Genomic DNA, 20,905 nt, shown 5'->3' on the forward strand with positions numbered 1-20,905 from the left:
TCTGAAGGCACCCCCACAAGGTCAATTCCAGTCAAACCTGCTCTCCGGCATGGCTGATTGTCACCCCTTCGGCGCCGGTCTGTAATATCTTGTGTATTGTGCCGGGTATTGTCTTTTTTGAGGCAGTGGAAGGTGCGACCATCACGTAGGTTATATCGGCATCGGCTACCTGACGTTGACTGTCGTACTGGTGAAAATCCAGATGCAGGGTGAAGGATGTATTGCCCACCCGTCCCGGCGTTATTCTTGCGCAGAGTACGTCGTCAAAGCGCGCCGGGGCTTTCCAGTTGATGGTCAGGCTTACCACCTGGATGTCCATATCCTGGTTCAGCAGGTTCTGGTAATCGCCAAACAGGGTCCGCACGTATTCATTCACGGCGATGTCGACATAGTCGCCATAGCGGGCATTGAATACCACGCCCTGGGCATCGCATTCGCCATAGCGGACGCGAAAACGGAATTCAAAGGGGACGGTGTTCATACGGATTCCTGTCGGCCTGCAGAGAACGGATGTTTCAGCACAGGCCTTCATAACATGGACAGGCGGGCCCCGTGAACCGTGTGTTGCCATGAAATGCCCGAAAACAGTGCAGAGCTGGTGAGTAAGGCTGCGCTTTGTGACACCCCGCGCTATCCGGGGGTCTTATTCCAGATATGCTTTCGGGGCAGGTAAAAAAGCGAAGCCAGCCCCGCCCAGCAAGGACACCAGCACCTGATGTTTTACCGTCTGCGTCACAATTTCCGTCTCTCCATTATTACCATGCTGGGTGTCTGCGCAATCGGTGGCATCACCCCCTTTGCCGTATTCCGCTTCCTGGACGGCAACACTGCTGCGGGGGTGGCGGACACGCTGATCATGGTCAGTATTACGGCCACCATGGTCTACGCCTGGGTTACCGGTGACACCCGTCGCAGCGGGTTTATCATGGCGCTGATTGCCTGTAGCGGTGGTGTGGCGGTGGCTGCGCTGCTGGGCAATGTGGGGCTGTTCTGGCTCTATCCGCCATTCATCACCAGCTTTTTCCTTACCACCCCCCGGATTGCGGTGTTTATCAACAGCGCCGCAGTGGCAGTCCTCATTCTGGGTGACATTGCCTTCGAGTCAACCGAGCACATGCTGTCGTTCGTAACCACTGCCGTTGTGGTGAGTGCCTGCGCCTACATCTTCGCCCTGCGTAATGAAAGCCAGCGCATACGGCTGGAGCAGCTGGCCACCCTGGATCCTCTTACAGGCGTCAAGAACCGCCGTGCCATGGAGGAAGAGCTGCGGGCGGCAGTAGCCACCCATGAGAGGAACGGCCTTTCCTATGCCCTTGCCATGCTTGACCTGGACCACTTCAAGAAGGTGAACGACGCTCATGGTCATACAGTGGGGGACGAGGTGCTTATGAGCTGCGTCGACGTGATCGAGCGTAACACCCGGCAGTCCGACCAGCTGTTCCGTTACGGTGGCGAGGAGTTTGTTCTGCTGCTGCCGGGCGTCGAGGATTCCGGCATGCGTGCCGTTCTGGATAACCTGCACCGGGCGCTACAGCGGGAACTGCGGGACCCTGATGGCCCCGTAACTGCCTCCTGCGGGCTGGCGCTGCTGCGCTCCGGTGAAAGTCCGGATGAGTGGCTGGACCGTGCGGACGCTGCCCTGTATGAGGCGAAGGAGAACGGCCGAAATCAGATCCGGGTGGCGGATGAAGCCACGGCAGGGAGCTCGGAAAAGGTCGAGACGGAAGTGTAGTTTCTACTTCCGTGAGGACGCAGAGGTAAACAGAAACAGCCGAGCCCCAAGCAGAATGCTGGCGGACACAAGCCCGCTGGTCAGTCCCACCCAGAATCCCGCGGCTCCCATAGCCGGTACCAGCCAGTCAGTGAATGTCAGCACATAGCCCAGCGGCATGCCCAGTGCCCAGAACGAAAACAGCATGATCATCATGGGAATCCGGGTGTCCTTGTAGCCTCTTAGTGCACTGATGCAGGTCACCTGGATCACGTCCGCAATCTGGAACACGGCTGCGTAAAGCAGCAGGGAAACGGATACCCCCTGAACCGCCGGGTCACCGGTGTAGAGCCGCGCAATGGTCTCCGACCAGACAAACAGGGCCAGGGCAAATACCAGGGCCACTGCCGCCGCCAGTATCAGAGTGCTGCGGGACAGCAGACGGGCGGTTTCCGGAGCCCGGGCACCGATCAGGAAACTCACTCTCAGAGTCAGCGCCATGCCTATGCTCAGGGGCAGCATGAAAAGCAGGGACACCACGTTGAGGGCGATCTGATGTCCCGCCACCACTACCGGCCCCAGGGGCGCCAGAAACAGCGCAATTGCGGAAAACAGACTGACCTCCACAAAAATCGTGAAGCCAATGGGAATGCCCAGGCGCAGGATGTCGGCGATGGCTGCCGGATCCGGGCGGACCCACTCAGCCATCAGGTTGAAGCTGCGGTAGGCCGCACTCCGGTTGAGGTAGAACAGCAGGCCAATGGCAGCAATGCCATTGGACAGGCTGGTGGCCCAGCCACAGCCGATCCCCCCCATGGCGGGAATGCCCAGTTTTCCGTAGATGAAAATGTAATTCAGGGGCAGATTCAGGAGCGTGCTCAGCAGGGAGAACATCATGATCACCCTGGTGTGGCCCAGGCCGTCCGTCAGGCCCCGCAGGGCAGCCATCAGCAGCAGGGCCGGCACGCCCCACACAAAGGCATCAAGATAGCCCTGGCTGATGCGGGCGGTTTCCGTATCCAGCCGCAGGGCATTCAGCACCGGCCGCACATTGAGCAGCAGAATGATCATCAGCACGGCTGCAACTGCGGCAATGTACAGCCCCTGCCAGGTGGTCGGCATCACCTTGTGCAGCTCCCTGCTGCCGCGATAGCCGGAAATAATCGGCTGGAGGGCGCCCAGAACCCCCATGAAAAGCAGAAAAAGAGGCACCCACAGGCTGCCGCCGATCCCCACGGCAGCAAGGTCCTCGGCGCTGGCATGGCCAGCCATTACAGTGTCAATGACGCCATTGGCCATCTGTGCCAACTGGGCAATCAGAATGGGCCCGCCCAGCAGGGCCAGGGTGCGCCATTCGGACAGGGTGCGCCGGATCAGGGGCTGCCTGGGCTCCGGTATCGGCTGATGGGTTTCATCCACGGATAATCAGTCCCTGGTTGCGCAAAAGTGCAGGGGGTTGCTCAATGCCGGGGAGTATACCGGAACCAGGGATTCAGTCGGCGCTCTTTGCGTCAGGCCCGGAGTTCACCGGCCCGGAACATTCCGTTCTGTCGAAAAAAAGCGCTGATGTTGCGGGCCGGTCACCGCTGATCAAAACCGTACTCTGCGAATAACCACCCCTTGCGGGTGTCCTGGGCAAAGCCCTTTTCATTGTAATCTGCGTACTTGGCGCCCAGGGTCAGGTCGTCGGTGGCCGCCCAGGTAGCCAGCAGGTTCCACTCGGTACCATAGTCTCTGCTGCTCCTGTCGGAGCGGTAGTCGTGAAAGCTGGCAGCGAGGGATATTCTTTCCCAGGGGCTGCCCGAAACCGCGAGGCTGCGGTCCACAAGCCCGTCCGGTGGTGTGGTCAGGAAGATGTCTGCCCAGCCGTTGTGGGCATGCAGAGTGGCCAACGGTGTCTGCACTGCGTTCTCTCCGTCTCCTTCCAGAATTTCCCAGGCCGGCTTTATGGTTACGCCGTAAACCGGGATCTCCAGTTCCGCAAGACCGTAGCTCAGATGGTAATTGCCCGGATTGTCATGGGCATCCTTCTGCCTGGCGTACTCCAGGTTGTAGCCAACGACCACGCGGTTGATGGTCTGTTTGCCCTCAAACCGGAGGCCCAGGGTATTGGAGGAAGCGCCAGGAGCGTCATCCTCGAAATCCAGAAGCCAGGCGTAGCCAGTAACAGTGAGCCATGGCCATGCATCATGACTTATATGGGCCAGATGGCTGTCGCTGTCCCATTCACCCATGGCGGACTCGTCGCCGAAAATACGGTTGATCTGCCAGAGGTAGTCATAATGAAACCGGGTGTCTGGCAGAAAGCTACTCGCCAGCGAAAAGGAGTCGTAGGTCTGTTCCTTCTGGCGCCACCCGACATTGCCGATCCAGCGGTGATTGTCCCTGGTGATTCGCCGCCTGCCCAGCCAGCTGTTGGTGTCCGTGACGGAATACCTGAGCCAGGCCTGATTGAGCTCGGTCATGTCCGGATCCGCGACAACAGGAAACCGGGTCTTGCCATTCACCGTGTCGTTGAAGTTGTCGGCGAATGCCTCTCTGGTGTCGTGGAATTCCAGAAACCCGGAAAAGCTTTTGAATTCACCGGTCCGGTAACCCAGCCGCGTCCGCAGCGTCGAGGCTTCGGCGTCGCGGGAAATGTTTTCCTGGTCAACATGTTCGAAACGGTAACGCAGATCGAGGGTTGCGCTGCCCCCCGCCAGGGCATCCAGAAAATTACTGTTGGTTTGTGAGTGCGCGGGGGTGAAGGACAGAGCAAAAATTCCAGCAGCGGTCCAGACAATGTGTTTCATGTCATGTTTCCTCTTCGGGACTGAGTGTCCGGCTGGATGGCATCCGGGTTCTGCCAGATGGACTACACAGTGCCTCTCCGTCCGGGAAATTCCAGCAATGATTACTCGGACTGCCTGCATAAAGGGTACCGGAGCTGATCCATTCGTTCTTGATTTGGGTCAATTGCACTCTTTTTCGCCTCTGCTAGGTTGGATAAAGATGCAATTAAAGGTGTGCTTATGGATGATCCCCAGCAGGTATCACAGGAAACCCGGAAGCAGGACGAGCGCCGGCTGTTCATTTTTCTTATCGTGTTTTTATTTCCCATGCTGGCAGTGGCCATTGTGGGAGGCTACGGCTTTGCCGTCTGGATGCTGCAGTCCTTTGTGTCTGGGGCCCCGGCGCCGCCAGGCCAGTGATAGCCATTATTGCGCCTGGGTGACAGGAAGAGGGCTGGGAGGCCTGCCATCCAATGCCACAGGGTGTTGTTGCCCACGAAGCGCCGGACATAAGTGTGATTCACCAGCGCGAAACGGCTGGTTGCTCCGGAGAATACGGTCCCCGAGAGTATGGTAAAGTGCCGCTCTGATTCTTCGGGGTGGTGGGGTAAAACAGAGCCATGGAAAGATTTTTCCGGCCGCTGGCTGTGCTGCTGGCACTGGCTTTCGGGGCTGTGATGCTGGCCATCATGGTGGGCAGCGTCCCGCTCTCGCTGGCTGAAATCCTGGCGGTGGTCGGGGGCCAGGGCCTCCCCCTGCACGATACCCTGCTTCTGGACCTTCGCCTTCCCCGGGCCCTCGCGGCCTTTGCGACCGGAGGCCTGCTGGCCGTGGCCGGCGCGCTGATGCAGATTCTCCTGCGCAACCCTCTGGCTGATCCCTACGTTCTGGGTATTTCCGGCGGAGCGGCGGTCGGCGCCCTGCTGGCCATGCTGGGTGGCCTCGGCACCCTGGTGGTCTCCGGCTCGGCCTTCGCCGGCGCTCTCTTTTCCACTCTTCTCGTATTTGGCCTCGCCCATGGAACCGGCAGCTGGACGCCCACCCGGTTACTGCTGACAGGGGTGGTGGTGGCCGCAGGCTGGGGCGCGGTCATTACCCTGATGCTGGCGGTGAGTCCCTCACAGCAGTTGCCGGGAATGCTGTACTGGCTGATGGGGGACCTGACCTATGCCGGCAGCCCCGTTGCGCCGCTTGCGGTATTGCTGTTGCTTTGTCTGCTGTTGCTGCCGCTTGGCCGGAGCCTCAACGTGCTTGCCCGTGGGCCACTGCAGGCCGCAGCGCTGGGGGTTTCCGTCAGGCCCCTGGAATGGACGGTCTATATCACCGCCAGCCTGGTGACCGCAGTGGCGGTTACCACGGCCGGAAGCATAGGCTTTGTGGGGCTGATTGTGCCCCACATGCTGCGGCTGGTGCTGGGCAATGACCAGCGACTCATCCTCCCGGCCTGTGCCCTCGCCGGTGGCGCGCTGCTGGTGCTGGCGGATACCCTGGCTCGCACTATTATTGCGCCGGAGCAGCTGCCGGTGGGCGTGATCACCGCACTTCTCGGGGTGCCGGCTTTCCTGTTCCTGCTCTACCGGAGCCGCTGATGACGACCCTGTCCACCCACGAACTGATCATCCGGATTCCGGACCGGGCGCCGGGTTATGCCCTTGATCTGAGATTTGAGCCGGGGCAGGTGTGGGGCATTCTGGGACCCAACGGGGCCGGCAAGTCCACCCTTTTGCATACGCTGGCAGGGCTGTACCCGGCCCGTTCCGGGGAGGTCAGGCTGGATGACACCGGGGTTAACCAGATGCCCCGGCGTCAGGTTGCCCGTCAGCTGGGGCTGCTGTTCCAGGATCGTCACGACGGCTTTCCGGCGACGGTGATGGAAACCACTCTGATCGGCCGACATCCGTTTCTGTCTCCCTGGCAGTCGGAAACCGCTGATGATCTGGCCCGGGCCCGCCAGGCGCTGGCAAAACTGGGTCTTGAAGGCATGGCGGGCCGCCTGGTCAGCACACTGTCCGGGGGAGAGCGCCAGCGTGTGGCACTGGCCACCCTGTTAACCCAGGCACCTGCGGTCTGGCTGGCAGATGAACCCACCAATCATCTCGATCTGCACCACCAGGTGGAAGCTATGGTACTGCTGGCGGAGCAGGCCCGACAAGGCAGTACCGTAGTGATGTGTCTCCACGATCTGAACCTGGCAGCGAGATGGTGCAATCACATCCTTCTGCTGTATCCCAGTGGTGATGCCTGCTGGGGCAAGTCCCGGGACATGTTGGTGCCGGAGGCTCTGGAGCAGCTCTATGGCCAGAAGCTGCTTTCGACGGAAATCGACGGGGCGCCGGTATTCGTGCCAGGGCTCTGAGATCAGCCGGAAGCTCTTCCCCTGCCCTGCTGTCTACTGTCCTCTCTTTCCGTTTTCTTCTGTCTCCAGAACCCGGTGCAGTGCACCCATGTGCGGCTTGATCGCCTCGATGTCCTCCTGGGGCGCGGTCACCATCTGTTCAAGTGAGGATACTGCACCACCGAGCATGTTTTTCATCTGCTCTTTCTGGGGAGGGGTGAGATCTGGACTGTTTTCAATCTCGCGGAGCGTTTCGGCCATCTCGTTCCGGACCTCCCTGCTCTCCGCGCCCATGTTCGCCGCCACATAGGCGTTCAGTATCCTGTCTCCCATCTTGCCCCAGTGTTCCACGCCTTCAAACCCGTGCTGCTGAACAATGGTATCTACCTGGTCATAAAGCACATGCCCCTTCATTCTCTTGATGTTGTCGGAAATCAGAGTATCCATACTGGGAAGGCTCGCCGGATCGCCGTTTTCCATGTCAGGTGCGGCCGCCTCGAAATCGGCCTCTTTTTCCTGCAGTTCCTCCATGCTGGCTATGAAAGATTCGATCTGGAGATCTGTCAGTTTCTCGGCCTGCAGAGGCAGGGCGACCATCAGCATGCCGAAGAGCATGATCTGGCCAAGTCGTTGAATGATATTCATCTGTGGGCTCCCTGGCATATTCAAACGGGCGGCTCAGCCGAGCCTGGATTTAGTGCCTGAGCTTTCAAGATAGTGTCCTCCCTGCGCCACGGCAACCCGGCTAACCGGGATCTCCGGGAACGAATCCCCGGGTCGGCCATCATACTGACAGTGTTTCGGTAACGGGTACGCCCGGTATACCAGTCTGACGGTTAACTGATCTCCCGGGCCGGATGGATTCGTATAAGTCTTCCAAGGAATGAAGGATGTCCGCTTCGCATACTTGAGGTAACAGTCATGATGAAACAGGTAGGAATAGCAGCACTGATTCTGATGGCCGGGCTGATCGGCGTTCAGCTCAGTGCCACTGCGGATTCCGGGAACAGCAAACACGCGCCGGACGACCCGTCACTGGCAGTGGCCACCTTTGCTGGCGGCTGTTTCTGGTGTGTGGAAGCGGCGTTTGAAGAGAAGGTTCCCGGCATTGAAGAGGCGGTTTCGGGTTATGCCGGAGGGGAAGAAAAGAACCCCACCTACGATCAGGTTTCCGCTGGAAGAACTGGCCATACAGAGGCTGTCCAGGTGTACTACGACCCGGAAAAGATCACCTACGAAGGTCTTCTTCAGGCTCTCTGGAGAATGATGAATCCCACGGATGCCAAAGGCCAGTTCGTCGACCGGGGCAGCCAGTACCGTCCGGCGATCTTCTATCACAATGACAAACAGAGACAGATCGCGGAAGCGTCAAAAAAGGCGCTGGAAGAATCCGGGCGTTACGATAATCCGGTAGTGATTGAGATAGTGCCTTTCGAGTCCTTTTATGCGGCGGAGGATTACCACCAGGATTACTACAAAAAAAGCCCGGTTCGATACAACGTCTACACCTTCAACTCCGGCCGGTATCAGTTCATAGACAGGGTCTGGGGTGAAGATCAGAAGGTCGACTATTCGAAGTACGATCCGGAAGGGCGTGACCCGGCAGCCTCGATGGATGGCTCGCCGGCAGAGGAAACAGTCTCATCCGCTGACGCCGCCAGTGCAGACGCCGAATGGGCCGACCGGGGCATGCCGGGTACGGGATTTGACCCGGTCTCGTTTGAAAAGCCTTCCGAGGAAGAACTCCGGAAACACCTGACTCCTCTTCAGTACGAAGTTACCCAGGAAGACGGCACCGAGCGGGCCTATGACAATCCCTACTGGGATGAGAAGCGGCCGGGGCTGTATGTGGACATCGTGTCCGGCGAGCCTCTTTATTCCTCCAGCGACAAGTACAAGTCCAACACCGGCTGGCCCAGCTTTATCCGCGCCATCGGCGAGGACGTGGTCGTCACCCGGGAGGACCGCTCCTGGTTTGGCGTACGGACGGAACTGCGCAGCGCCGTGGCGGATTCGCACCTTGGCCACCTGTTTGAAGATGGCCCGCCCCCCACCGGGCTGCGACACTGCATCAATTCGGCGGCGCTGACATTCATCCCCAAGGAGGACCTGGAACAGGCGGGCTACGGCGAATACGTTGATCAGGTGGGCGATCCCATCAGCTGAAGGCCTGGATACCGGTCTGGCCGCGCCCGAGAATCAGGGCGTGAACGTCGTGAGTGCCCTCATAGGTATTGACGGCTTCCAGGTTCATCACATGGCGGATCACGTGGTATTCGTCAGAGATGCCATTCCCGCCATGCATGTCACGGGACACCCGGGCGATATCCAGGGCCTTGCCGCAATTGTTGCGCTTGAGCAGGGACACGGCGTCCGGGCTGGCCAGACCCTCATCCATTAGCCGGCCCAGCTGCAGCACCGCCTGCAGTCCGAGGGTTATCTCCGTCTGCATGTCCACCAGCTTTTTCTGGATCAGCTGGTTGGCGGCCAGAGGCCGGCCGAACTGCTTGCGCTCCAGGGTGTAATTGCGGGCGGCGTGCCAGCAGAACTCCGCCGCCCCCAGCGAGCCCCAGCTGATACCGAAGCGGGCCTTGGTCAAACAGCTCAGCGGCCCTTTCAGTCCCTCCACGTCCAGCCTGTTCTCATCCGGCACGAATATCTCGTCCATGAAGATGGACCCGGTTTCCGACGCCCGGAGGGAGAATTTGCCCTCAATTTTCGGAGTATCCAGGCCTTTCGCGCCCCGCTCGATGACGAAGCCGGTGACTTTCCCCTCCAGTTTCCCCCAGACCACAAACACATCGGCGATGGGAGAATTGGTAATCCAGGTCTTGGAGCCGCTGACCAGATAACCGCCATCCACCTTTTTCGCCCGGGTTTCCATGCCGCCGGGGTCGGAGCCGTGGTTGGGCTCGGTCAGGCCGAAGCAGCCGACCATTTCACCAGAGGCCAGCTTTGGAAGAATGCGTTTTTTCAGCGGTTCCTGCCCGTAGGAAAAGATCGGGTGCATGACCAGAGAGGACTGCACGCTGAGGGCGGACCGATAGGCCGAATCCACGCGCTCCACTTCCCGGGCAATCAGGCCGTAGCACACGTGGTTCAGTCCGGGGCCGCCATACTCTTCTGGCAGAGTGGCGCCCAGCATGCCCAGTTCGCCCATGTCAGTGAAGATGCTGCGATCGAACTTCTCGTGCCGGTTGGCTTCAATGATGCCGGGCATCAGCCGCTGGTCGCAGAAAGATCGGATGCTGTCCCGAACCTGGCGTTCAGTCTCGTCCAGTTGCTTGTCAAAGTGCAGCAGGTCATCCCAGGATGCGGAAGCCATGATTGTCTCCTGATATCTTATGAGAGTGGCTATAACTACCGCCCTCCATGCCAGTGCGACCGGTTAGAGCATCGGCCGTGTATCCAGGCCGGTCACCGGGCCGGAACTGACTGCACCGGGAAAGGCAAAGCGAACTTGTCTTGTTATAGATGTCGCTATAGTTCCGTTACGCGGAATGGAGTTCTGTATGTCCTTAATTCCAAAGATTAATCCCGGGGCTTGCCAAATGCAAGCAGCCTTGGCGGGTACTGACCAGTACCTTGCGCGGCTGTGCCCTGGTGCCGTTCATTGCCCCTCAAGCGTCGCGGTAGCGATCGTCAGCCGGGAAGTGCCGCAGCTGAGCTGGAGTCGGTTACTGCCGTTCAGCGCCAGCGCTGCGGTCCCGCTGGTGCTCTTATGGTTCTGGTCATGGCGTCCGACCAGTGGACCAGAAGCGGCCGGCTATGGTGGCAGGTCTCAGTAGCCGCGTCCGATATCAATGATGCCGCTGACCTCCCTTCCTGCCGCATGGTCCCGGATCTTCCGGGTAATCTGTTCCAGGGTCGCATCCCGGAGGGTGCGTGCTGAGATGTGCGGTGTGACGGTGATTTCCGGCCGTGTCCAGAAAGGGTGATCCTCCGGCAGCGGTTCCCTGCTGAAGACATCCAGGGAGGCGCGCATCACCTGGCCGGTATCCAGTGCGTCCAGCAGGTCCTGGTCGACCAGATGCTCGCCTCTCCCAACGTTGATGACCACCGCGTCCGGCTGCAGACGGCTCAGGGTATCGCGGTTAATGATTCCACGGGTGGCCTCGGTGAGAGGGAGGGTATTGACCAGTACCCGGGTCGAGGCCAGGAATTCGCCAAATCTCTCGTTGCCAGCGAAAGCTCTCACTCCCGCGATCTCATGAGCGCTGCGGGCCCAGCCGTTGACCGTATATTCCAGGCCGGTCAGGGCGCGCGCTACGCGCTTCCCGATATGGCCAAGTCCCATGACCCCCACCGGCCACTCCTCGCGCTTGATGGGGCGATGAATCTTCCAGTGGGAATCCTGCTGCTGGACACGGTACATGTCCAAGCCCCGGCTCGCGTCAATCAGCTGATGTAGCACATATTCAGCCATCTGGACCGACATGCCGGCGTCTTCCAGCCGTACCACCGGAATGTCCCCCGGGAGGTTGCGCACCTTCAGCAGACCATCGATACCTGCGCCAAGGTTGAACACAGCCTTCAGGCTCTTCTCCTGCTCGAACAGAGCCTCCGGCGGCTGCCAGACAATGGCATAGTCGGCATTGACCGGAGGTGAATCGGGATGCCATGCGAGCACTTCTGCCTCTGGAAGAAGCGCTCTGATGAGGGCTGTCCAGCGCTCGGGCTTGGGGTCGCCGGCCACAAAAAGGATCTTCATCGCGGTGTCCTTCTGACAAAAATTAGCTTCTTTATTGAACGATTTAGTTTCGCATTGCAAAATAACAAATCGCAAAGCCAGCGAAAACGTGTTTAGGTTCATCATGCTCCAAACGGCAATGAAACAAAAAAGCAGGTCTGTTTCCTGCCTGGCACGGGTTCTGTTTGCTTCTTTGTATTCGTGGGCGCGCCCCAATCTAAAATACAGCCATTCTGGCCCGGAACAGCGCAAGCGGTTGATTGCAGACGCAGAGCTTCGGAGGATACCAGGGTAACCATGACTGATAGTTTGGACGCCATGCCGGACCTGACCACGACATCAGGCAACGATGACTCCGCGAAACCGCAAAAGGACCGCAAGTTCGTCGAAGCGTTGTCTCGCGGGCTGGATGTGCTCAGGGCATTCAGTCAGGGTTCGGCAATTCTGGGCAATCAGGACATTGCCCGGTTGACCGGACTGCCGAAGCCGACCATCTCGCGCATGACCTATACGCTGACCAGACTTGGCTACCTCAGCTACAACCCACTGCTGGAAAAATACCAGCTGAGTTCCGGAGTCCTGGCACTGGGGTACGCGTATGTTTCCAACCTGAGAGTGCGTCAGCTGGCCAAACCCTACATGGACGAATTCGCCCGTCGCACCAATATGTCGGTGGGGCTGACCTGCCGTGACCGCCTGCACATGATCTACGTCGAGAACCGGCTACCGCCGGAGGCCTCGTTGTTGCGGACGGAAATCGGCCTCAAACTCCCGATGGCCACCACTTCTGCAGGGCGCGCCTATTACTGCGCCATTAATGATGACGACCGCAGGATTCTCACCCAGTCGCTGGCCGAAAAATATGGCCCCGAGGCCTGGCCGGAGAAAAAGGAAGGACTGGAGCGGGCCATGGAAGACTTCAAGGCCCACGGGTTCTGCCTGTCCCTGAGGGAATGGGACCGCAACATCAACTCTGCGGGAGTACCGGTGCGACTGCAGGACGGCACCGTCATGGCGCTCACCTGCGCCGCGCCAGCCTATCTGGTCCCGGAGGAGGAGCTGCGGGAGTCCATTGCCCATCAGCTGGCGATACTTGGCAGCGATATCGAGTCTCTCGGCGTGTAGGACATTCCGGTGTCGGCTATAGCTGCGAAGCCACAGGAACGCCCATTCCTGCGGTTTTTTGTGCCTGGCTGAAAACCCGGCTGGCTGGCCACTCAGGACCAATCCTGCATTAAGTCTTTTCTGGAAGTCCTGTTGTGCGAGACACTGGATAAAAGTGTTGACTGAAATGTCGCGGAACTTTTTCTATTGGATTTCCCTGATTTTTTGCTCATCAAAACTGCATTCCATTGTACGAATGCAGCTCCCGGATCAAAAATTGACCGCAACGAGGAGGATTTATGTCTGAGGTCGTAACCTATAAACGGGAAGGCGCGATTGGTGTGATCACCATCGACTATCCGCCCGTGAATGCGCTGAGTCACGCTGTGCGGTCCGGCCTGCTGGACGCACTCAGCCAGGGTCAGGCGGATGAGGAAGCCAAGGCGCTCCTGCTGGTTTGCGAAGGCCGTACATTCGTCGCCGGCGCGGATATCCGTGAATTCGGCAAACCCATGCAGGAGCCCAGCCTACCGTCCGTGGTGAATGCCTATGAGAGCAGCGACAAGCCCATCGTGGCAGCCATTCATGGCACCGCCCTGGGTGGCGGACTCGAGCTGGCCATGGGTTGCCATTACCGGGTAGCCGTACCTGGTGCGAAGGTGGGCCTGCCCGAGGTCAAGCTTGGTCTGCTGCCCGGTGCCGGTGGCACTCAGCGGTTGCCGCGGCTCACCGGTGCCCGCAAGGCACTGGAAATGATCACTACCGGTAATTTCATTTCCGCAGAGGAAGCCCTGGAAGCAGGCATTCTGGATGAAGTCAGAAGTGAAGACACTGCACGTGCTGCTGGCGTGGTCATTGCAGGCGACGTCATCGCCCAGATGAAGCCGCCCCGCCGGGTCCGGGACATGGAGGAGAAGGTCCGGGCGGACAGAGGCAGCGATGTGTTCGATGAATTCCGCGCAACCCTGGAGAAGAAATCGCCAAACCTGTTTGCACCGTTCAGGTGTGTGGACGCCGTGCAGGCGGCCACTGATCTGCCTTTTGAGGAAGGAGTGAAGCGTGAGCGCGAGCTGTTCATGGAATGCATGAAATCCCCCCAGCGGGATGGCCTCGTGCATGCGTTTTTTGCCGAACGGGAAGCCTCCAGAGTGCCAGGCCTGCCCAGGGATACCCCGGTGCGGAGCGTGGATAGCGCAGGGATCATCGGAGCCGGCACCATGGGTGGCGGTATTGCCATGAACTTTGCCAATGTGGGTATCCCGGTATTTCTGCTGGAGCAGAAGCAGGAAGCGCTGGACAAGGGCCTGGCCCTTATCCGCCGCAACTACGAAAGCACCGCCAGAAAAGGCCGCATCACGAGCCAGCAGGTAGAAGAGCGCATGGCGCTGATCCGTCCTACCCTCTCCTATGATGATTTCAGTGACGTGGATCTTGTGATCGAGGCCGTGTTCGAGAACATGGACGTCAAGAAGGAGATTTTCGGGGAGCTGGACAGGGTCTGTAAGGCCGGCGTCATTCTGGCCTCCAACACCTCCACCCTGGACATCGATGAGATCGCGTCTGCCACCAGCCGCCCGGAAGACGTGGTGGGCATGCATTTTTTCAGCCCTGCCAACGTCATGAAGCTGCTGGAAAACGTACGTGGGAGCAAGACCTCCAGCGAGGTCCAGGCCACGGTCATGAAGGTGGCCAAACGTATTGGCAAGGTCGGCGTTATGGTGGGCAACTGCTACGGCTTCGTGGGCAATCGCATGCTACACCGCCGGGGCGCGGAAGCGACGGCTCTGGTAAACGAAGGTGCCACGCCCCAGCAGGTCGACAAGGTGCTGACCGACTTCGGCTTCCCCATGGGCCAGTTCGCCATGTCAGACCTGGCGGGCATCGATGTCGGCTATCGCATTCGACAGGAGCGCCGCAAGGCTGGAGAGCAGGTCGCGCCCAACTGGATGGACAAGCTGGCGGAAGAGGGCCGCCTTGGCCAGAAAACACAGGCCGGCGTGTACAGGTACGAAGAGGGCAGCCGAAAGCCTGTCCCCGACCCGGCAGTAGACGCTCTGATCGAGCAGTTCCGTATGGAGCACGGGATTCGGCCCCGCAGCATCAGCAACGACGAAATCCTCGAGCGCTGCCTCTACGTGATGGTCAACGAGGGGGCCAAAATTCTGGATGAGCGCGTTGCCTCCCGGGCTCTGGACATCGATGTCGTCTGGATCCACGGTTATGGCTTCCCGTCCTACCGGGGCGGCCCGATGTTCTGGGCCGATCAGGTCGGTCTGGAGACCATCCTTGCAAGCATCAAACGCTTCCGCGACACCTCCGGCGGCGACCAGTGGGAGCCCTCGGCGCTGCTGGAGAAGCTGGTGAGCGAGAAGCGCCGGTTCAGCGACCTTAACTGAAGTCATTTGACCGTGGGTTCCGTGGCCAAAAATCAGTTGTCCACGGCAACCATTGTGTAAACGGCAACCATTGTGTAAACAGGAGAAACTCTCATGTCTGACGCAGTCATTGTATCAACTGCCCGTACCGGCCTCGCCAAGTCCTACCGGGGGTCACTGAATAACACTCATGCCGTCGACCTTGCAGGCCATGTCATCCAGCAGGCAGTTGAGCGCGCCGGAGTCGATCCCAAAGTGATCGAAGATGTCATCATGGGCACCGCTTATCCGGAGGGCACCCAGGGCCGGAACGTGGCCCGGCTGGCGGCTATCAGGGCCGGAATGCCGGTAACTACCGCCGGGCTCACCATAAACCGCTTCTGCAGCTCGGGCCTTCAGGCCATCAGCCTGGCAGCCCAGCGCATCCTTTCCGAAAAGGTGCCGGTCATGGTTGCCGGTGGCGTCGAGTCCATTTCCCTGGTGCAGAACGAGCATGCCAACTCGTTCCACGCCACCAACGACTGGCTGCTGCAGCACAAGCCCGAACTCTATCTTTCCATGATCGAGACTGCCGACGTCGTCGCCCGCCGCTACAACATCAGCCGTGAGGCCCAGGACGAATACGCCCTGACCAGCCAGCAGCGCACCGCCAGGGCGCAGGAAGCGGGCTATTTCGACGACGAGATCGTGCCATTCGACGCCGTCATGAAAGTCAAGGACAAGGAAACCGGCGAAGTCAGCGAAAAGCAGGTCACCCTGGAAAAGGATGAGTGCAACCGCCCCGGCACTACCCTGGAAGGCCTCGCTGGCCTGCAGCCAGTGCGGGGCCCGGACCATTTCATCACCGCCGGCAATGCCAGTCAGCTCTCGGACGGCGCCTCGGCCTGTGTGGTGATGGACGGGACCTACGCCGAGAAGAACAACATCGAACCCATGGGTATCTTCCGTGGCTTCGCAGTGGCAGGCTGCGAACCCGATGAAATGGGCATTGGTCCGGTTTATGCCATCCCGCGCCTGCTTGAGCGCACCGGCCTGAAGATGGATGACATTGACCTGTGGGAGCTCAACGAAGCCTTCGCCTCCCAGGTGATCTACTGTCGCGACAAACTGCGCATCCCCATGGACAAGCTCAACGTCAACGGCGGCTCCATTTCCATTGGTCATCCTTTCGGCGTGACCGGCTCACGACAGACAGGCCACATCCTCATCGAAGGCAAGCGCCGGGGTGCCAGGTATGTGGTTGTCACCATGTGCATTGGCGGCGGCCAGGGTGCGGCAGGCCTGTTCGAGGTGGTCTGAGCCACAACGGCCTGAAAAAACAGGAGAAAGTAAACGGTGACGAGGGAATCGAAAGCGGTCATTTGCCGGGAATGGGGCAAACCCGTCACCGTCGCTGCTCCGAAGCGAAATGAAATCGCCATCAAGGTCGCCGCCTGCGGGATGATCGCTGAACATGCCAACATGCACGCAGACACATGTCTCGGACAAAAATGCACGGGGCGTCATTGTTTTCGACTGACAGCCCCCGAACCGATCGGAGCAAAGCCATGAAAAATATCAGTAAACTCTACATTGATGGCCAGTGGGAAGAATGGAGCGGCGAAACCCTTCCGGTCCATGAGGCGGCCACCGGCGAAGTTCTCGCCCAGGTTCCGGCCGCTTCCCGCGACGAGATGAATCGTGCCATCGAGGCGGCCAACAGGGCCTTCGAAAGCTGGTCCGAATCCTCCATGGACGAGCGTCTGAAAGTGCTGAAGCAGCTTCATGCCGGCCTCAAGGAAAGATCAGAGGAGATCGCCGAGGCCGTAAGCCGGGAAGTGGGCATGCCCCTGAAGCTGGCCAGGCAGATCCAGGCCGGCATGCCGGCAGCCATCACTGCCAGTTACCTGGAGATGCTGCCCAGCTTCCCCTTTACAGAAAAGGTGGGCAACTCGGAAGTCCAGTACACGCCGGTAGGGGTGGTGGGCTGTATCACGCCCTGGAACTACCCTCTGCACCAGGTCATCCTGAAGGTGGTGCCCGCCCTGGCCGCCGGCTGCACAGTGGTGCTCAAGCCCAGCGAAATTGCGCCCACAACCGCGTATATCCTGGCGGAGATTCTCGATGGCACCGATCTGCCGGCAGGCTGCTTCAATCTGGTCTCCGGCCTGGGGCAGGTGGTTGGCGATGCCCTGATCAGGCACCCCGATGTGAGCATGGTGTCCTTTACCGGCTCCACCCGTACCGGCCATCTGGTGGCCCATGCAGCCGCCGACGATTTCAAACGTTATGCCCTGGAGATGGGCGGAAAATCCGCCTCGGTGATCCTGCCGGACGCCGATCTCAAGGCTGCGGTGAAGGGCACGGTCAGCAACTGCCTGCTCAATTCCGGCCAGACCTGCACTGCCCTTACCCGCATGCTGGTGCCTGAAGACAGGCACGATGAAGCCTGCCAGCTGGCGGCCGAGGCAGTGGCGAAAATGACGCCCGGCAACCCAATGGAGGAAACCACGCGGCTGGGCCCCCTGGCATCGGCGGAACAGCGGGACCGTGTACTGGATTTCATCCGCATTGGTGTCAATGACGGCGCCACACTTGTTACCGGTGGCCCGGAAGCACCGGATGGCCTGAGCGAGGGCTATTTCGTGAAAGCCACCGTGTTTGGCAACGTCAAACCGGACAGCAAAATCGCCCAGGAGGAAATCTTCGGCCCAGTGCTCTGCGTCATTCCTTACAGGGACGAGGAAGAGGCCATTCGTATCGCCAATGGAACTGCCTACGGCCTTTCCGGCGCGGTCTGGTCGGGCGATGATGGCAAGGCCAGAAAAGTGGCGGGCAAACTGCGCACCGGTCAGGTGTTCGTCAATGGAGGAGCCTTCAATCCGCTGGCGCCTTTTGGTGGCTTCGGCCATTCCGGGGTAGGGCGCGAATTCGGCAAATGGGGGCTGGAGGAGTTTCTTGAGGTGCGCTCCCTGCAACTATAACCCGGGTTCGGGCGCTATCCGGACTTAACCTGAACATCACAAGGCAGATAAATGACCAGCAAGAGTATCTGGACAGTCCCCCCAACGCTGGAAGGAATGCGCGAGCGGGCCCGCGGTACCGCCGTCGAGGCCATGGGAATCGAGCTTCTCGAGGTCGGCGATGACTGCCTTGTGGCTCGCATGCCAGTGGATCAGCGCACCATCCAGCCGGCGGGTATCCTCCATGGAGGCGCATCTGTCGTGCTGGCGGAAACCCTCGGAAGCTATGCTGCCAACCACTGCATTCGAGGTTCGGGCAAGGCGGGAGTGGGGCTGGAAATCAATGCCAACCACATCCGCTCGGTGTCTTCAGGCTGGGTGGTGGGCACCGCTCGGCCGTTGCATATTGGCGGCAGCACCCAGGTCTGGGAGATCCGGATCGAAACAGAAGACGGCAGGCTGGTGTGCGTTTCCCGGATCACCATGGCGATCATATCCGTTTCTTCCTGAGGGATATTTCAGGGCCCGGTCCGGGTCTGTTTGCTATGATTACACATACCAACCCCCCTAGCGGATGCTAACTGTGTCAGGTCAGGCTTCGTGATCCTGTTTGTTTTCGCATTTTTGCTAAGCTGCCTGGCGACGCTCCTGATGGCCACCTATGCCTTTAGCCGGAGGGATGTCGCCGGCGCAAAGGCCATTGGCGTGCTCATGCTGGGCCTGAGCTGGTGGACTCTGGCGTATGCACTGCAACTGGTGAGCGTTCGTTTGCCCCAGCTGGCACTGGTGCAGGTTTCCGACCCGCTTTTCTGGCTCAAAGTCATGTTCGTCGGGGTGATCGTGATCCCTCCGGCCTTTCTTGTGTTTGTCCTTCAGTACACGGGCTATCGGCAGCGGATTGGCCCTGGCATTATTGCTGCTCTTGCGGCGCCCCCTGTGATCATTCTGGCGACCATAGCCACTGACCATCAACATGGCCTGTTCATGGGTGGTTTTAGCCCGGGAACCAGTGAACGGTTTGAAGGCGGACCCGTGTTCTGGGTTCACACTGCCTATTCCTACCTTCTGGTCCTGAGTTCCGAGGTCTTGCTGCTGATATTTGCCTTTGCCGCCTCCCCCCTCTATCGGCGCCAGGCGATACTGTTATTTATCGGCGCGCTGATGCCAGCGGTCGCCAACCTGCTGACTGTCACCGGGGCTTTGCCCGAGCCCTATGAGTTCCTGGATCTGTCGCCATTTGGCTTCCTGGTGCTGGCCCTGATGATGCTTTATACCATTCGTCGGGAGGGCTTTCTGAACCTCATGCCGGTGGCCCGTTCCCAGGTGGTTGAACTGATGAAAGACGCTGTCATGGTTACCGATAATCACCAGCGCCTCATTGATTTCAATCCGGCTGCCAGACGCCTGTTCACAGATGCCAGCCAACAGTTAAGGATTGGCATGGAATTCAGTGATCAGCAATTCCAGGGGATCGGCGAGGTCAGTGGAGGCAGCCGAGAAGACAGCGGCGGCGAAGGCCAGATCACGCTTGGCGGGGGCGAGAAAAGCCACACGGTGAGCGTCCAGCACAGCCATCTGAAGGACCGCCGGGACGATGTGCGGGGACATATCTATGTATTCCGGGACATCAGCGAGCTGAAACGGGTCGAAGCCAGCCTGAGGCATCAGCTGGAACAGAATGAGCGGCTGCGGGAAGCCCTCAAGGAGGAGTCGATTCGTGACCCACTGACCGGCCTGTTCAACCGCCGCTGGCTGGAATCCACCCTGGGCAGGGAACTGGCAAGGGCAAGCCGTGACGCCACTGAAATGTCTCTGTGTCTTATTGACCTGGACCATTTCAAGCGCATCAACGACACCTACGGACATGATATGGGGGACCGGATTCTGGTGGATCTGGCCGAGGACGTGCGATTCCTGAGCCGGGATATGGACATTGCCTGTCGTTTTGGCGGTGAAGAGTTCCTGCTTATCCTGCCGATGGCATCGCCGGAGAATGCCCGCAAGCGGATCGACCAGCTGCTCGAATGCTTCAGGCGCCGGAACTATGCGCCCGAAGGGCCGGAGCAGGTCACCTTCTCAGCAGGCATTGCTGCTTTCCCCATCCACGGGGAGAGCCGGGACACCCTGTTCCGGGGTGCCGACGCCGCCCTTTACCGGGCGAAGCGTGCCGGTCGCAATCTCGTCACGGTATGTGAAAATGACCTCCGGCAACCGCCCGTGGGCGGCTAATGCCAGAGTTCCCCCACCGGGGTTTTTTCCGAGAAGTGATACTGGATCTGCGCCTGCAGCAGTTCCGCCGAGGCCAGCGCGTCGCTGAGGGCGTGGTGGGGTGAATAGTAAGGCAGGCCATAGCGCTCCCGACAGTCCGGCAGACGTATGGATACCGGGCTCTTCCCCCGGATCCGGTCAAACCAGCCCGGCTGGCGGCGAGGGTGGATTGCCGCTTCGATAGCCATGGTGTCGATCACCGGAAACTCGATGCCCTCCCGCAATCGCCATCTGAGCGCCACGTCGAGAAAGGGACGCTCAATTCCCCGGTGATGGACCACCACTACGCGCCCAGCCAGGGCCGCCAGCAGATCGTCGAGAATTTCCGCCAGGTCTGGTGCCTGGTCAATGTCGCTGTGGGTTATGCCGTGAATGGTGATGGATTTCTGCTGCAGTGGCAGAGGTGGCCGCACGATCCAGTGTTTCGCCTGCTGACAGTGTATCCGCTGCAGATTCATGGGCACCAGGCCGATGCTGACAATGGAGTGCTCATTGGGATCCAGTCCGGTGGTCTCGAAGTCCAGTGCCACCATGGGCACCTCTGCCACCGGGGTGCTGGGATCAACGCAGCCCGCCTCGTAAAAGCTTTTCAGCTGCGGGTTCACAGCCTCTTGAGCCAGCTTCTGCATGCGCTCCGGCCAGGGTGCCATGCGGGGGTTGGCTGGCTCTGCTGTGGTGGGTTTCTGCGAATCCGTCATGGCTGGGTTGG

At 59.7% G+C, this 20,905-nt stretch carries 18 protein-coding genes; 11 read left to right on the top strand and 7 right to left on the bottom strand.

Translation table 11 applies throughout. From position 1 onward, the window contains the following. Window positions 1–31 precede the first annotated feature (31 nt). On the bottom strand, window positions 32–481 hold the full coding sequence (locus tag LG327_RS05070) for an acyl-CoA thioesterase (RefSeq protein WP_404366662.1): 450 nt from the start codon (window positions 479–481) through the stop codon (window positions 32–34). Between the two features lie 234 nt (window positions 482–715). On the opposite strand from LG327_RS05070, the gene LG327_RS05075 reads away from it, so the two are divergent. Then, complete coding sequence (locus LG327_RS05075; RefSeq protein ID WP_404366664.1) at window positions 716–1,732, top strand: GGDEF domain-containing protein; 1,017 nt, start codon at window positions 716–718, stop codon at window positions 1,730–1,732. A 3-nt stretch (window positions 1,733–1,735) separates the two neighbouring features. Here LG327_RS05075 and LG327_RS05080 read toward each other — a convergent pair whose 3' ends face one another. Continuing rightward, on the bottom strand, window positions 1,736–3,130 hold the full coding sequence (locus LG327_RS05080; protein ID WP_404366666.1) for an MATE family efflux transporter: 1,395 nt from the start codon (window positions 3,128–3,130) through the stop codon (window positions 1,736–1,738). Between the two features lie 161 nt (window positions 3,131–3,291). Then, entirely contained in the window at window positions 3,292–4,503 is a 1,212-nt protein-coding gene (locus LG327_RS05085) for an alginate export family protein (protein WP_404366669.1), read from the bottom strand. Window positions 4,504–4,722: 219 nt separating this feature from the next. Here LG327_RS05085 and LG327_RS05090 point away from each other — a divergent pair, with 219 nt between their 5' ends. From LG327_RS05090 to LG327_RS05100, 3 genes are all read left to right on the top strand, one after another. After that, on the top strand, window positions 4,723–4,902 hold the full coding sequence (locus LG327_RS05090; protein WP_404366672.1) for a periplasmic nitrate reductase, NapE protein: 180 nt from the start codon (window positions 4,723–4,725) through the stop codon (window positions 4,900–4,902). 200 nt (window positions 4,903–5,102) lie between these two features. After that, on the top strand, window positions 5,103–6,071 hold the full coding sequence (locus LG327_RS05095; RefSeq protein WP_404366675.1) for a FecCD family ABC transporter permease: 969 nt from the start codon (window positions 5,103–5,105) through the stop codon (window positions 6,069–6,071). Next, on the top strand, window positions 6,071–6,838 hold the full coding sequence (locus tag LG327_RS05100) for an ABC transporter ATP-binding protein (RefSeq protein WP_404366678.1): 768 nt from the start codon (window positions 6,071–6,073) through the stop codon (window positions 6,836–6,838). The genes LG327_RS05095 and LG327_RS05100 overlap by 1 nt, the downstream gene beginning before the upstream one ends. Before the next feature lie 33 nt (window positions 6,839–6,871). Here the strand turns inward: LG327_RS05100 and LG327_RS05105 are convergent, their stop codons facing one another. Next, window positions 6,872–7,462, bottom strand: coding sequence for a hypothetical protein (locus LG327_RS05105; protein ID WP_404366681.1), 591 nt, complete (start codon window positions 7,460–7,462; stop codon window positions 6,872–6,874). A gap of 276 nt (window positions 7,463–7,738) precedes the next feature. On the opposite strand from LG327_RS05105, the gene msrA reads away from it, so the two are divergent. Continuing rightward, on the top strand, window positions 7,739–8,983 hold the full coding sequence (gene msrA / locus LG327_RS05110; protein ID WP_404366684.1) for a peptide-methionine (S)-S-oxide reductase MsrA: 1,245 nt from the start codon (window positions 7,739–7,741) through the stop codon (window positions 8,981–8,983). On the opposite strand, the gene LG327_RS05115 is transcribed toward msrA, so the two are convergent. Together LG327_RS05115 and LG327_RS05120 are read right to left on the bottom strand one after the other, a co-directional pair. Further along, window positions 8,976–10,142, bottom strand: a complete 1,167-nt coding sequence (locus tag LG327_RS05115) for an acyl-CoA dehydrogenase (protein WP_404366687.1) — start codon at window positions 10,140–10,142, stop codon at window positions 8,976–8,978. The two genes, msrA and LG327_RS05115, sit on opposite strands and share 8 nt — an antisense overlap. 456 nt (window positions 10,143–10,598) lie before the next feature. After that, entirely contained in the window at window positions 10,599–11,528 is a 930-nt protein-coding gene (locus LG327_RS05120) for a 2-hydroxyacid dehydrogenase (protein ID WP_404366690.1), read from the bottom strand. Window positions 11,529–11,825: 297 nt separating this feature from the next. Between LG327_RS05120 and LG327_RS05125 the strand changes: the two genes are divergently transcribed. From LG327_RS05125 to LG327_RS05150, 6 genes are all read left to right on the top strand, one after another. After that, window positions 11,826–12,632, top strand: a complete 807-nt coding sequence (locus LG327_RS05125; protein ID WP_404369236.1) for an IclR family transcriptional regulator — start codon at window positions 11,826–11,828, stop codon at window positions 12,630–12,632. A 278-nt stretch (window positions 12,633–12,910) separates the two neighbouring features. After that, the gene (locus LG327_RS05130) at window positions 12,911–15,007 is read left to right on the top strand and encodes a 3-hydroxyacyl-CoA dehydrogenase NAD-binding domain-containing protein (protein ID WP_404366693.1); all 2,097 of its coding nucleotides are present in this window, start codon (window positions 12,911–12,913) and stop codon (window positions 15,005–15,007) included. Window positions 15,008–15,100: 93 nt separating this feature from the next. Further along, a complete protein-coding gene (locus LG327_RS05135) occupies window positions 15,101–16,285 on the top strand; it encodes an acetyl-CoA C-acyltransferase (protein ID WP_404366695.1) in 1,185 nt (394 codons plus the stop codon). A gap of 248 nt (window positions 16,286–16,533) precedes the next feature. After that, complete coding sequence (locus tag LG327_RS05140; RefSeq protein ID WP_404366698.1) at window positions 16,534–17,949, top strand: aldehyde dehydrogenase family protein; 1,416 nt, start codon at window positions 16,534–16,536, stop codon at window positions 17,947–17,949. A 51-nt stretch (window positions 17,950–18,000) separates the two neighbouring features. Next, entirely contained in the window at window positions 18,001–18,438 is a 438-nt protein-coding gene (locus tag LG327_RS05145; protein ID WP_404366700.1) for a hotdog fold thioesterase, read from the top strand. Between the two features lie 90 nt (window positions 18,439–18,528). Then, window positions 18,529–20,157: a histidine kinase N-terminal 7TM domain-containing protein gene (locus tag LG327_RS05150; RefSeq protein WP_404366703.1), complete on the top strand. Its 1,629-nt coding sequence runs from the start codon at window positions 18,529–18,531 to the stop codon at window positions 20,155–20,157. Here LG327_RS05150 and LG327_RS05155 read toward each other — a convergent pair. Then, entirely contained in the window at window positions 20,154–20,894 is a 741-nt protein-coding gene (locus tag LG327_RS05155) for a 3'-5' exonuclease (RefSeq protein WP_404366706.1), read from the bottom strand. The two genes, LG327_RS05150 and LG327_RS05155, sit on opposite strands and share 4 nt — an antisense overlap. Window positions 20,895–20,905 lie beyond the last annotated feature (11 nt).

Origin of the sequence: Marinobacter sp., assembly GCF_044799475.1 — a bacterium.
GTDB lineage: Bacteria > Pseudomonadota > Gammaproteobacteria > Pseudomonadales > Oleiphilaceae > Marinobacter.